Origin of the sequence: Burkholderia sp. MSMB617WGS, from assembly GCF_001532025.2 — a bacterium.
Taxonomy (GTDB): domain Bacteria; phylum Pseudomonadota; class Gammaproteobacteria; order Burkholderiales; family Burkholderiaceae; genus Burkholderia; species Burkholderia savannae.
Window position 1 is genome coordinate 2211757 of sequence record NZ_CP013457.1, and the last position, 12236, is coordinate 2223992.

At 69.6% G+C, this 12236-nt stretch carries 13 protein-coding genes; 2 read left to right on the forward strand and 11 right to left on the reverse strand.

Annotated features, from left to right (window positions below):
* Window positions 1-12: 12 nt before the first annotated feature.
* The 4 genes from WT60_RS10865 to WT60_RS35130 all read right to left on the reverse strand — a co-directional run bounded on the left by WT60_RS10865 (window position 13) and on the right by WT60_RS35130 (window position 2521).
* A complete protein-coding gene (locus tag WT60_RS10865; RefSeq protein WP_060356031.1) occupies window positions 13-1026 on the reverse strand; it encodes a TauD/TfdA family dioxygenase in 1014 nt (337 codons plus the stop codon).
* A 40-nt stretch (window positions 1027-1066) separates the two neighbouring features.
* A complete protein-coding gene (locus tag WT60_RS10870; protein WP_038743066.1) occupies window positions 1067-1309 on the reverse strand; it encodes an MbtH family NRPS accessory protein in 243 nt (80 codons plus the stop codon).
* Between the two features lie 87 nt (window positions 1310-1396).
* Entirely contained in the window at window positions 1397-2044 is a 648-nt protein-coding gene (locus WT60_RS10875; RefSeq protein ID WP_059574999.1) for an RNA polymerase factor sigma-70, read from the reverse strand.
* A 123-nt stretch (window positions 2045-2167) separates the two neighbouring features.
* Window positions 2168-2521, reverse strand: coding sequence for a hypothetical protein (locus WT60_RS35130; protein ID WP_236860813.1), 354 nt, complete (start codon window positions 2519-2521; stop codon window positions 2168-2170).
* 110 nt (window positions 2522-2631) lie between these two features.
* Between WT60_RS35130 and WT60_RS35135 the strand changes: the two genes are divergently transcribed.
* Window positions 2632-2841: a hypothetical protein gene (locus WT60_RS35135; RefSeq protein WP_236860814.1), complete on the forward strand. Its 210-nt coding sequence runs from the start codon at window positions 2632-2634 to the stop codon at window positions 2839-2841.
* 151 nt (window positions 2842-2992) lie between these two features.
* Here WT60_RS35135 and WT60_RS10885 read toward each other — a convergent pair whose 3' ends face one another.
* From WT60_RS10885 to WT60_RS10920, 7 genes are all read right to left on the reverse strand, one after another.
* Window positions 2993-3739, reverse strand: coding sequence for an SDR family oxidoreductase (locus WT60_RS10885; protein ID WP_059575001.1), 747 nt, complete (start codon window positions 3737-3739; stop codon window positions 2993-2995).
* On the reverse strand, window positions 3736-5280 hold the full coding sequence (locus WT60_RS10890) for an FGGY family carbohydrate kinase (protein WP_060356029.1): 1545 nt from the start codon (window positions 5278-5280) through the stop codon (window positions 3736-3738). Before WT60_RS10890 ends, WT60_RS10885 begins: the two co-directional genes overlap by 4 nt.
* Before the next feature lie 32 nt (window positions 5281-5312).
* Entirely contained in the window at window positions 5313-6404 is a 1092-nt protein-coding gene (locus WT60_RS10895) for an alcohol dehydrogenase catalytic domain-containing protein (protein ID WP_038743071.1), read from the reverse strand.
* Window positions 6405-6735: 331 nt separating this feature from the next.
* Window positions 6736-7779 (reverse strand): ABC transporter permease, encoded by a 1044-nt coding sequence (locus tag WT60_RS10905; protein WP_038743073.1) that lies wholly within the window; start codon window positions 7777-7779, stop codon window positions 6736-6738.
* Window positions 7772-9292, reverse strand: a complete 1521-nt coding sequence (locus tag WT60_RS10910) for a sugar ABC transporter ATP-binding protein (RefSeq protein WP_060356027.1) — start codon at window positions 9290-9292, stop codon at window positions 7772-7774. The genes WT60_RS10905 and WT60_RS10910 overlap by 8 nt, the downstream gene beginning before the upstream one ends.
* A gap of 139 nt (window positions 9293-9431) precedes the next feature.
* On the reverse strand, window positions 9432-10382 hold the full coding sequence (locus WT60_RS10915; protein ID WP_059647919.1) for a substrate-binding domain-containing protein: 951 nt from the start codon (window positions 10380-10382) through the stop codon (window positions 9432-9434).
* Between the two features lie 99 nt (window positions 10383-10481).
* Entirely contained in the window at window positions 10482-11471 is a 990-nt protein-coding gene (locus tag WT60_RS10920) for an AraC family transcriptional regulator (RefSeq protein ID WP_038743075.1), read from the reverse strand.
* 573 nt (window positions 11472-12044) lie between these two features.
* Between WT60_RS10920 and capA the strand changes: the two genes are divergently transcribed.
* Window positions 12045-12188 (forward strand): capistruin family lasso peptide, encoded by a 144-nt coding sequence (capA, locus tag WT60_RS33570; RefSeq protein ID WP_145986771.1) that lies wholly within the window; start codon window positions 12045-12047, stop codon window positions 12186-12188.
* The last annotated feature ends 48 nt before the right edge of the window (window positions 12189-12236 follow it).

A 12236-nucleotide genomic window follows, 5' to 3' on the forward strand; every position in this document is an offset into this window, starting at 1 on the left:
TTTCGTCATCCGCTAACTACCCTTCTTTTCGCTGTAGCTCCGCGCCATCGCGACCACGACCTTGCGCGGCCCCTCGAACGGATCGCGCGCATGTGCGCTCAGCATGTTGTCGAGCATCAGCACGTCGCCCGTCCGCCACGGAAACACGATCCGCTGCCCGTCGAGCACGCCGCGGATCTGCGCGAGCGCGTCCGCCTCGAGCGGCGCGCCGTCGCCGTAATAGACGTTGCGCGGCACGTTCTCGATGCCGACCGCGTCGACGAGCGCCTCCTGCATGTCCTCGTCGAGCGCCGACAGGTGAAAGAGATTCGCCTGGTTGAACCACACGAGCTCGCCTGTGCGCGGATGGCGCGCGACCGCCTGGCAGCGCTCGCGCGTGCGCAGCAGCGGCTCGTCGTCGCCTTCGCGCCATTCGCAGTCGATGCCGCGCGCGGCGCAGATGCGCTCGACTTCGCGCGGATCGCCGGTGCCGAACGCCTGCTGCCACGGCAGATCGAGCCCTTGCCCGAAGTTGCGCACGTACAGCAGCTCGCGCTGCGCGAAGCGCGCGACGAGCACCGGATCGAGCGCGCGAAGAACCGCGCGGCTGTCGGCGATCGGCGTCGCGCCGCCCGTGCGCGCGGCGAGCGCGCAGTGGAACCAGATCCGCAGCGGCCATTCGCGCGTGTACGACTGCTCGTTGTGCAGCGGAATCGAGCGGTGCGGCGGGTATTCGGTCGACGTGTAGACCGCGCCCTCCACCTGGCTGCGCGGCGTCGACGCGAACTCGTAGCCGATCAGCGGATCGCCGAAATCGGCCGCGAAGCGCTGGAACGTCTCGATCGACGCGACGCGAAAGCCGGTGAAGAGCACGCCGCCCGCGCGCTCGACGACGTCGTTCGCGATCTCGCGCAACAGCGGCGCGGCTTCGTGCAGCGCGATGTCCGCGCCATCGCGCGGCGACACGACGGTCGGCAGGCCGGGCTCGACGCGCAGGTCGTCGAGCGTCGGGCGGGCTGCTACGGCCGGCATCGAAAGCTGAGTCATCCGGGAATCCTCTTGCGATACGGACGCGACGCGCGCCGGTTTACGACGCGTTCGCCGCGTCCAGGTGACGGCGCAGGCTCGCGGGACGCATGTCGGTCCACACGGCCTCGATATGCGCGAGGCAGTCGGCCTTCGGGCCGCGCACGCCGACTTCGCGCCAGCCGGCCGGCACCGCGCGGAACGTCGGCCAGATCGAGTACTGCTCTTCGTCGTTGACGACGACCGCGTAGACGACGTCGTCGGCGTCGGCCGGCGCGCTCGCGGGTGGCTGGGCTTGCGTCATGATCGGGAAAGCTCGCTGGAAAAGTTGGATGGACGGCGCACGGCGTGCGCCGCGTCTACTCGATAGACGAATCGCGCGCGCATTTTTTTACCGGCCGCGCGCGCGGCCGCCGCAGAACGCCGGGCATGCGAGCCCGCGCTCGGACGCGTCGACGCACGCCATGCAGTGCCGCTCGGCGTCGCGGACCATGAAATGCACGAGCGTCTGCGATACGTTCAGCGCGCGCGCGGCGCTTTGCAGCGTCTCCTCGCGCAGCCGCACCATCTCGAACGCGGCGCGGCTGCGCGCGGGCAGTTGCGCGAGCGCGTCGTACACGTGGCGCAGCGTGTCGCGCACGACGAGCGCCGCCTCGGGCGACAGCTCCGGCGAAGGCACGTCGAGGCCGTCGTCCTCGTCGGCGTGGTAGGTGTTCTCGAGCGTCTGGCGGCGGCACGCGTCGATCGACGCGTTGCGCACCATCCGCGTCACGTATGCGACCGGCTGCCGGATCGCCTCCTGGTTCGGGAAATCGACGAGCTTGACGAACACGTCGTGCACGACGTCCTCGGCCCGGCTCGCGCAGCCGACGAAGCCGCGCGCGAGCTTGACGAGCATCGGCCGGTTCGCGACGAGCACGTCCACGAGCGCGCCGTGCGCGGGAGCGGACGCCGCGCGCGGGCCAGGCGGAAGCACCGCGTGCGAATCGGGGATCGGTAACGGTTTTGCCGGCGCCGGCCGGGCGAGCACTGCCGCCATGGATTCTCCAGATGTTTGCCCAATGGCGGCAATCTAACGTAAACGCGAATCGTTCTCAATCTGATTTATTTATAACCTGATAATCTCGCGGGATATCTCGTATTGCGGCGCTTCGGTCGTCAATCATTGCTGCGGATGCAACGATGACGGTACGATGCGGCATCCGCCCTTTCCATCGCGTCCGTCGCGACCCTTCCCTCGATGCCGCTCATCGCATGCCTGCACACCGCCGACAGCAACGTGCCGCTCTTCGAGCAGGCGGCCGCCGCGCTCGGTCTTGCGCCCGGATCGCTCATGCACGGCGTGCGCTCCGACCTGCTCGCGGCCGCCGAGCGCGCGGCCGCGGCCGGCGCCGGCCTGCCCGAATCGGTCGCCGGGCCGACCCGCGCGGCGCTCGTCGCGCTTGCGCGCGGGGCCGATGCGGCGCTCCTCACGTGCTCGACGCTCGGGCCGAGCGTCGACGCGCTCGCCGCGCATCCGACGCCGATCGTGCGCGCCGACGCGGCGCTCGCTCGCGCATGCGCGCGCGCCGGCCGGCGCATTGCCGTGCTGTGCGCGGCGCGGGCGCGCAAGTGGAGGTGCGAATCGTGCCGGACGCATGGGCGCGCTTTCATGCGGGCGATGCGGCCGGCTACCGCGCGCGCCTCGCGCAGGCGGCCGACGCCGCGTACGCGCAGCGCTTCGACGTCGTCGCGTTCGCGCAGACGTCGATGGCGATCGCCGCGCCGGACGTGACGCTCGGGCCGCCGCCGCTCACGGTGCCGCAGGCCGCGCTCGCGAGCCTTCTGCGCGCGTGACGTGCTCGTGATGCGCTCGTGACGTGTTCGTGATGCGCGGCGGCGCGAGCGGGCTCGCCGGCGTGCGCGGCCCCCGCGCCAGGCGTTCGGCGCGCCTCGCCCTCTTCGCCCTCTTCGCTCTCTTCGCCCGCCACGCGCCGAACCGCCCGCGCTACCGCGCCGTGTAGCCCCCGTCGACCGGCAGCGCGACGCCGCTCACCATCGCGGCCGCATCGCTCAACAGGAACAAGATCGGCGCCACGACGTCCGCTTCGCTCGCGAAGCGCCCGAGCGGAATCGACGCGAGCATCGGCCGGCTCAGCGCCGGATCGCTCCACGCCGCCTCGGCCATCGGCGTGAGCGTGACGGTCGGATTCACGCTGTTCACGCGGATGCCGTGCGGCCCGAGCTCGACGCACAGCACGCGCGTCATCGCGTCGAGCGCAGCCTTCGACGCGCAATAGCTCAGATGCGACGGCAGCGCGACGAGCGCCGCCTGGCTCGACACGTTGACGATGCTGCCGCCGCGCCCCGCGCCGATCATCGCGCGCGCGACGCGCCGCGCGACCCCGAACGCGCCGCGCGCGTTGACGGCCATCACGCGGTCGAAGTCGTCGGCCGTCGTGTCGATCGCCGCGGCGAGGCTCGTCACGCCCGCGCAGTTGACGAGCCCGTCGAACGCGCCGCGCACCCGCTCGCCGGAAAACGCCGCGCTCACCGATGCGTCGTCGCCGACGTCGAGCTCGAGCGGCTCGCAGCCGGTCTCGTCCGCGAGCCGCCCGAGCGCGCCCCGATTGCGCGCGGCCGCGACGACGCGCGCGCCGCAGCCGCGCAGCGCAACCGCCGTCGCGCGGCCGATCCCGCTCGACGCGCCCGTCACGAGAAACGACCGGCCGTTGAAATCGAAGGCGACGCTCATGATGTCTGCAATCCGTGCATGAAGGGCTTGAGCGCCGGGTAGAGCCCGGCGTAGAGCGAGAAGCGCGCGTCGTGAAGCGCCGTGCGCCGCGCGTCAGGGCGCGCGCGCTCGGCGAGCGTGACCCAGCCGCGCCGCGCGGCGGCGCGCGACACGAGCCCCGCGCCGAGCGCCGCGAGCAGCGCCGCGCCCATCGCGGCTTCGACGTCCTCGGCGATCGTCCACACCGGGTAGCCCGTGATGTCCGCGACGGTCTGCATCCATAGATCCGAATGCGCGGCGCCGCCGACCACGACGAGCCGCTCGTCGAGCGCGAGCGCGCCGGCCGCGCCCGCCGCGATGTTGTGCCTGAGCGCGTACGTGACGCCTTCGAGCACCGCGCGATACAGATGCGCGCGCGTGTGATAAAGCGACAGGCCGACGAACGCGCCGCTCGCCTTCGCGTCCCACACGGGGCTGCGCTCGCCCATCAGGTACGGCAGGAACATCACGCCGTCGCTGCCCGCGCTCACCTGTGCGGCGGCGGCTTCGAGCAGGCGATGTGCGTCGCCGCCCGGGCTCGCGCGCGCGGCCTCGATCTCCGCGTGGCAGAACTGCTCGCGAAACCACGACACCGACGCGCCCGCCGCGATCGCGCCGCCGAACACGTACAGGTCGCGCCGGCCGTCGAACACGTGCGGCATGCTGACGAGGCCGCGCCGCGCGTCGGTCGTCTCGGCGATGTAGCCCCAGCACATGCTCGTGCCGATCATCGCGACGTGCCGGCCTCGGCGCGCGGCGCCCGCCGCGAACGTCGCGACGGCCGCGTCGACGCCGCCCGCGATGACGGGCGTGCCGGCCGCGAGGCCGAGCTCGTCCGCCCATCGCGCGAGCAGCCAGCCCACCGCCGCGTCGGAATCGACGAGCCGCTCCGGCATCATCGTCGCCGGGATGCCGAGCATGTCGAGCGCCTCGTCGGACCAATCGCGGCGGCCCAGATCGTAGACGCCGCCGATGTTGCCCGCCGCGCTGTGGTCGACCGCGAGCTCGCCCGTCAGCAGATACGCGACGTACGCGTTCGGCGGCACGAAGTAGCGGACGTTCGCCCACACGTCGGGCCGCTTGTGCCGCAGCCAAAGCATCTTCGTGTAGCCGTAGTAGCTGTCGACGCCGTTGCCCGTGATCGCGCCGAGCCGCTCGACGTCGACGTGCGCGCGCACCCAGTCGACTTCGTCGGTCGCGCGCCGGTCCATCCAGATGAGGCACGGATGGAGCGGCCGCATGTCGCGATCGACCGGAATGCCCGAGCCGCCGTACAGGCTGCTCACGCAAAGCGCCTTGATCGACGCCGCGTCGATGCCCGCCGCGCGCGCGTCGGCCGCCACGCGCGCGATGCATTCGCGCACCGCGTCGAACCACACGGCGGGCCACTGCTCGGCCCACAGCGGCTTCGGCGTGTCCGGCCGGTACGCCACGGCGTGCTGCGCGACGATCGCGCCGTCGACGCCGGCCAAGATCGCCTTCGTGCTCTGGGTGCCGATGTCGACACCAATCACGCATTCCATGTCGCCTCCGCGTTTCGGTGAGCGGCGCGCGGTCAGCCGCGCGGCTTCATCAGCACCTTGATCGAGTCGAGCGAATTCGCGACCCGGATCGCTTCGTCCCACTCTTCGAGCGAGAAGCCGTGCGTGACCATGCCCGTCGACGTGACGAGCCCGCGCGCGAGCAGATCGATCGCGACAGGATAGCAATACGGGCCGAGATGCGCGCCGCGCACGTCGAGCTCCTTGCGATCGCCGATGATCGACCAGTCGAGCGTCGTGTCCTTGCCGAACACCGAGAACTCGACGAAGCGGCCGAGCTTGCGGATGAGGTCCATGCCTTGCGTGACGCCCGCGGGCACGCCGGTCGTCTCGATGTAGACGTCGCAGCCGTAGCCGCCCGTCAGGTCGCGGATGATCGCGAGCGCATCCTCGCGCGCCGGATCGATCGTCACGTCCGCGCCGTACTCGCGCGCGAGCGCGAGCCGCTCGGCGACGAGATCGATCACGACGAGCCGCTTGGGCGTCTTCAGCCTCGCGACCTGCGTCATCATCAGGCCGAGCGGCCCCGCGCCCGCGATCACGACGACGTCGTCGAGCTGGATGTCGCCGCGATTCACGGTGTGGATCGCGCAAGCGAGCGGCTCGATGATCGCGGCATCCTCGAGCGAGATGCCGAGCGGGATCTTGTGGACGATCGCGTTCGGCGGAATCCGCATGTATTCGGCCATCCCGCCGTCGGCTACCTCGCGCTGAAAGCCGAAGATGTGGTGGACCTCGCACATCCAGTACTCGCCCGACTTGCAATAGCGGCACTTGCCGCACGGCACGATCTGCTCGGCGATCACGCGATCGCCGAGCGCGACGCCGAAGTGCTCGGCCGCGCCCTCGCCCAGTTCCTCGACGTAGCCGAAAAACTCGTGGCCGGGAATCACGGGCGCCTTGACCCACGGGCTCGGGCCGCCCCAGAACATCTTCGCGCCGGAATGGCACTTGCAGTCGCTCGCGCAGATCCCGCACGCGCCGATGCGGATCACGAGCTCGCGCGTGCGCGCGCGCGGCTTCGCGACGCGCTCGACGCGGTAGTCCTCGGGGGCGTGGCAGACGATCGCCGTCATCTGCCGGGTTTCGTTGTCTCGATTCGTCATGGTCTGGGCTTGTCTGGCTGGGTTCAATGAAAAGGGATGCCGGATGAAACGGCCGGCGAGCGGGCAACGCCCGGGCGGCCGATGCGCGAGGCGCGCGTGCTCGGCGTTCCGCGCGCCGCGTACGTCACGTGCGCGGCCCGCGCGGCGCAAGCCGCATCGGCCGCCGCTTGCCGCGACGCGGCGCGGCGCGTGACGTACATGACGCACGTGAGGTGCGCGACGCGCGTTGAGTGCATTGGGTGCGTTGGGTGCATGAAGTGCGCGACGCGCGCCGTACGCGTCGCCGCCGCGCGCAGCGTGCGCATCGCGTGCGTCACTTGCGTCAAGTGCATCACTTGCGCCGCTCGCGGCCGATGTAGATCGCGAGCAGGATGATTCCGCCCTTGATCACGTTCTGCACGTACGGATTCACGCCGATCATGTTCAGGCCGTTGTTCAGCACGCCGAGCAGCAACGCGCCGACGAGCGTGCCGACGATCGCGCCGCGCCCGCCCGCGATCGACGTGCCGCCCATCACGACGGCCGCGATCGCGTCGAGCTCGAAGCCGACGCCCGCGTTCGGCTGCCCGCTCATCAGGCGTCCCGTCAGCACGAGCGCGGCGAGCGCGGACGTGAGCCCCGCGAACGTGTAGACGACGAGCTTCACGCGCGCGACGCGCACGCCGGAGAGCCGCGTCGCGTGTTCGTTGCCGCCGATCGCGTACACGTAGCGGCCGAACGGCATGCGCTCCAGCATGAGCCACGCGAGCGCGTAGACGGCGAGCATCGCGACGACGGGCGTCTGCACGCCGAGCACGTTGCCGCTGCCGAAGAAGCGGACCCAGTCGGGCAACCCGTCGATCGGATAGCCGCCCGTGTAGATGAGCGCGAGGCCGCGCGCGATGCCCATCGTCGCGAGCGTGACGATGATGGGCGGCATGCCGGCGAACGCGACGAAAAAGCCGTTCGCCGCGCCGAGCGCGACGCCGGCGCCGACGCCCGCGGCGAGCGCCAACGCGCCGTTCACGCCCGCGACGAGCAGGCCCGCCGTCAGCGTGCCCGACAGCGCCATCACCGAGCCGACCGACAGGTCGATGCCGCCCGTCAGGATCACGCAGGTCATCCCCACGCCGATGATCGCGTTGATCGACACCTGCCGCAGCACGTTCTCGAGGTTCGCGGCGCTCAGGAAGCTCTCGCTCGCGAACATCATCGCGACGCACACGACGGCGAGCCCGACGAGCGGATAGAACGTCGTCGAGCGCCTGAGCGCGGCGAACGCGCGCCGCGCGCGCACGCCGGCGGGCGGCGGCGCGCCCGGGCCCGCGGCCGGCGCTGCGCCCGCGGCGGCGGGCGCGGAAGAGGAAGACGACGGCGGCGTCGTCCGCTCATGCATGTTCATGATTCGCTCCGCGTACGTCTGAAGTCGCATAAGTCATCACCGTGTTCGGATCGATCGCGTCGCCGTCGAGGATCGCCTCGATGCGGCCCTGCCGGAACACCGCGACGCGATCGCACATCCCGACGATCTCCGGCAGCTCGCTCGAGATCAGCACGATCGAATAGCCGCGCGCGGTCAGCTCGCGCATCAGTTGATAGATCTCGGCCTTCGCGCCGATGTCGATGCCGCGCGTCGGCTCGTCGAAGATCAGGATTCGCGTGTGGTGGTTCAGCCAGCGCGCGATCACGACCTTCTGCTGGTTGCCGCCCGAGAGCGTATCCACGCGCGTCTCGGGCGTCGGCGCCTTCACGCCGAGCCGCTCCATCAGCTCGCGCGTCGCGCGCGTCTCGGCTCCCGCGTCGATGAACCAGCGCAGGCTGCGGTGCTTGCCGAGGTTGTTGATCGCCACGTTGTGCCGGATCGAGAATGCGGTGATGAGCCCTTCCGTCTTGCGGCTCTCCGGCAGGATGCCGATGCCCGCGGCGAGCGCGTCGGCGGGGTCCGCCAAGCGCACCGCGCGGCCGCGCACGCGCATCTGCCGCACGCGCGCGGGCTTCGCGCCGATCAGCGCGAGCGCGCTCGACGTGCGCCCCGAGCCGACGAGGCCCGCGAAGCCGAGGATCTCGCCCTCGCGCAGCGCGAAGCGGTTCACGGGGCCGTCCTCGCGCACCTGCAGCGCGTCGACTTCGAGCACGAGCGCGGCGTCGCGCGCGAGGCGCGGCTTCGGCGCAAAGGTGTTGTCGATCCGCCGGCCCACCATCATCTCGACGAGCGCGCCGACGTCGGTGCGCGCGCACTCCGTCGTGCCGACGTACTGCCCGTCGCGCAGCACGGTGATCCGGTCGCACACCTCGAAGATCTCGTCGAGATGATGCGAGATGAAGATCATCGCGACGCCCTGGCGCTTGAGCTCGCGCATCACGCCGAACAGATGCGCGGCCTCGGCGGGCGTGAGCGTCGCGGTCGGCTCGTCGAGGATCAGAATCCGCGCGTCGAGCGACAGCGCCTTGCCGATCTCGACGAACTGCTGCTGCGCGACCGACAGCTCGCGCACCGGCGCCGACAGATCGATCGCGACGCCGAGCCGCGCGAAAATGTCCGCCGCCGCGCGGCGCATCCGCGCGCGGTCTCGCAGCCCGAGCCGGTTGCGCCACTCGCGGCCGAGGAACAGATTGTCGACCGCGTTCAGATCCGGAATCAGGCTGAACTCCTGGAACACGATGCCCACGCCGGCCGCGATCGCGTCGTGATAGTTCGCGAAGCGGCGCGGCGCGCCGTCGATCGTGATCGTGCCTTCGTCCGGCTCGTAGATGCCGCACAGGATCTTCATCAGCGTCGACTTGCCCGCGCCGTTCTCGCCGAGCAGCGCGTGAATTTCGCCGCGCGCGACGCGCAGATCGATCCCCCGCAGCGCAACGACGCCCGGAAACCGCTTCGTGATGCCGGTCAGCGCCAGTATCGTGTCCATCGCATCCTCGCTCGCGCGCGCCGCGCCGCGCCGCGCCTGCCGTCCGTCCGCGCGAGCGCGCCGGCCGCGGCGGCTCGGCGCGCGTCGCCCGCTTCGTCCATGGCTTCGTCCATGCCGTCGGCCTCGTCGCTTCGCTCGCTCACCAGCTGAAGCTCTTCGCGTTGTCCTTGTCGATCAGCTTCACGTCGACCGGAATCGTCTTCGGCACGTTGGCGCCCCACTTCTTCGCGAGCCCGATGCCGATCGCGAGGCGGATCTGGTCGCGCGGAAACTGCGCGGACGTTTCGATGAACTTCGAGTTCGGCTTCTGTATCGCGGCGATCGCCTCGGGCGCGCCGTCGACGCTCGTGAGCTTGATGTCCCTGCCCGACGCGTCGATCGCGGACAGCGCGCCCATCGAGCCGCCGTCGTTGACGCTGAAGATGCCCTTCAGCAACGGGCGCGCCTGGATCATGTTCTCGGTGACGGTGAGCGCGCTCGCGCGCTCCTGCTTGCCGTTCTGCACGTCGACGATCTTCACGTTCGGGAATTTCGCAAGCGCCGCGCGGCAGCCGCGCACGCGCTCGAGGATCGGCACGACCGGAATGCCGTCGAGGATCGCGACCTCGCCGCTGCCGCCGATCGCCTTCGCGAGGTAGTCGCACGACATCGCGCCCGCGTCGAAATTCTTCGAGCCGACGAACGAATCGACCGGGCCGTTCGCGTTCGCGTCGACCGCGACGACGACCGCGCCCGCCTTCTTCGCCGCTGCGACGGCCGACTGAATGCCCGTCGAATCGGTCGGATTCACGAGCAGGATGTCGATCTTCTTCTGCAGCATGTCCTCGACGTCGCTCACCTGCTTGCTGACGTCGTGATGCGCGTCGGTGACGATCACCTGCGCGCCGATCGACGCGGCCGCTTCGTTGAGCGCCTTTTGCATCGTCACGAAGTACGGATTGTTGAGCTCCTGGAACGTCATGCCGATCTTGAGCGGTGCCGCGTGCGCGGCGCCCGCGCCGCCGGCGAGCGCGATTGCGAACGCCGCGGCGCGCAGCGCGCGCGCGGCCCGGTTGCCGGCGGCCGGCGTCGAGGAAGCGGTAAGCATCATGGTTGTCTCCGTTTTCTAGGCATGAGCGCGCCCCGCGCGCCGCTCGGGCGGCACGCCGAAGACGCGTGACTGCTGGGTTGCTCGGGAACGCGGCCCGGCTCAGCCGGACAGCAGGACTTCGGAAGTCGGCCGGGCGCCGCCGCGCGCCTGCTCGGCGGGCACGATCGCCGGCGCGTCGGCGATGCCCGCGCCGCGCTGCGCGGCCGCCTCCGACGCGTCGCGGCTCGCATCGTTCAGCGCCTGATAGCGGCGAAATCGCGACGGCGACATGCCCTTCACCGCAAGGAACTGGCGATTGAAGTTCGACAGGTTGTTGAAGCCGCTCCTGAAGCAGATGTCGGTGACGCTCGCGTCGCCGTCCATCAGCAACTGGCACGCGAGATTGATGCGCATCCGGTTCACGTACTGGACGAACGGCAGGCCGGTGTGGCGGCGAAAGTAATGCGAGAACGCGCTCACGCTCTGCCCGGCGAGCCGCGCGAGATCCGTCTCGCGCAATTCGTTCGCGAGGTTCTTGCCGATGTATGCGAGCACGTGGTTGATGCGGGTCGACGCGAAGGTCGACGGATCGGCTTCATACGCGGGGCTCGCGAGCAGCTCGCGATCGGGCGCGTCGACGAGGAGCTGCAGCATCGACAGGAACAGCACGATGCGCCGCAGCCCGCGCGCGTGGATCAGCTCGGCGAAGAGCGGCTTGACCGCGTCGCTCGTGCGCGCGCCGAACTGCACGCCGCGCCGCGCGTCGGCGAGCAGCCCCTCGACGTGCCGCCACTCGGTGAAACTGTCCGCGCAGCGCGCGGCGAACGCCTGGCCGAACTGCACGACGAGATTGCGCTCGGCGATCGTCTTGCCTTCCGGCACGTCGCTGACCCAGTTGTGCGGCAGGTTCGGCCCCATCAGCACGAGATTGCCGGGCCCGAAGCCGCCGACGTAATCGCCGACGAACATCTGGCCCGTCGTCTCGACGATCAGATGCACTTCGAACTCCGGATGAAAGTGCCACCGCACGGTGCGGTACGGGTAGCCATGCGACCACGCCTTGAACGACTCGCCGCGGCGCACGTCGACGACTTCGAGATCGGGCTGCACTCGCTCCTCCTATTCTCCAGGCCACGGCGCGCGGGGCGCGTCTCCGGTGCGGCGCGCATCGGGCCAGCGCCTTTCGCCGTTCGTCTTGTGTAGTGCGAACGATAGCCGCCGACCGTGCGGCGGGCCACTAAAAATCAGACACCCGACTGGTATTTTTTTGAATTTCGACGAATGCGGAGGGCGCGGGCGTCAAATTTGGTGCGAAGCAGCAGGCTTCGCGCGCGGCCGGCGGCGCGCTGACGCATCGCCGGGCGCGGCAGTTCGGCGGGATTGCCCGGCGCTGCCGGGCGCGCCGATCTCCGTGATCGCGAAAGCGCGATCGCCGATAAGCAATGCGAATATTATTTTGTTTCCAAATTCCGGAATTCAGTCGACAAATCCGGATTTCCATTTTCAATCAAAGATAAATCGTCCGCACGAGATAAATTATCGAATTCGCGTATATAAAATTACCTCCGAAAAGAAAAGAATATTCCGATTGAATTTCCTTCCGGGCGATGCTATAAACCTAACGCCGGCACCTTACTAACACGTAAGGAGGTTGGCGAATTCGATACTTTTTAGGAGATTAAAATGGTTCGACTTTTGGCGAAGCTTCTCCGTATCACGGCCCAAGGCTCCAGCGGCGTCAGCCTGGACGCGGTTTCCTCGACGCACGGCACGCCGGGCTTCCAAACGCCGGACAATCGCGTCATTTCGCGCTTCGGATTCAATTAATTAGCGATTCGTGAAACCGGTGGGGCATCGCGCCCCACCGGAACAAAC

Bases quoted from the DNA above. Each gene is read 5' to 3' on its own strand.
- WT60_RS10890 (WP_060356029.1), bottom strand. From the start codon at position 5,280: ATGGAATGCGTGATTGGTGTCGACATCGGCACCCAGAGCACGAAGGCG.
- WT60_RS10915 (WP_059647919.1), bottom strand. From the start codon at position 10,382: ATGATGCTTACCGCTTCCTCGACGCCGGCCGCCGGCAACCGGGCCGCG.
- WT60_RS10895 (WP_038743071.1), bottom strand. From the start codon at position 6,404: ATGACGAATCGAGACAACGAAACCCGGCAGATGACGGCGATCGTCTGC.
- WT60_RS10905 (WP_038743073.1), bottom strand. From the start codon at position 7,779: ATGCATGAGCGGACGACGCCGCCGTCGTCTTCCTCTTCCGCGCCCGCC.
- WT60_RS10910 (WP_060356027.1), bottom strand. From the start codon at position 9,292: ATGGACACGATACTGGCGCTGACCGGCATCACGAAGCGGTTTCCGGGC.
- WT60_RS10885 (WP_059575001.1), bottom strand. From the start codon at position 3,739: ATGAGCGTCGCCTTCGATTTCAACGGCCGGTCGTTTCTCGTGACGGGC.
- WT60_RS10875 (WP_059574999.1), bottom strand. From the start codon at position 2,044: ATGGCGGCAGTGCTCGCCCGGCCGGCGCCGGCAAAACCGTTACCGATC.
- WT60_RS10865 (WP_060356031.1), bottom strand. From the start codon at position 1,026: ATGACTCAGCTTTCGATGCCGGCCGTAGCAGCCCGCCCGACGCTCGAC.
- capA (WP_145986771.1), top strand. From the start codon at position 12,045: ATGGTTCGACTTTTGGCGAAGCTTCTCCGTATCACGGCCCAAGGCTCC.
- WT60_RS35130 (WP_236860813.1), bottom strand. From the start codon at position 2,521: ATGCGCGGCGAGCGCGTCGACGCTCGGCCCGAGCGTCGAGCACGTGAG.
- WT60_RS10870 (WP_038743066.1), bottom strand. From the start codon at position 1,309: ATGACGCAAGCCCAGCCACCCGCGAGCGCGCCGGCCGACGCCGACGAC.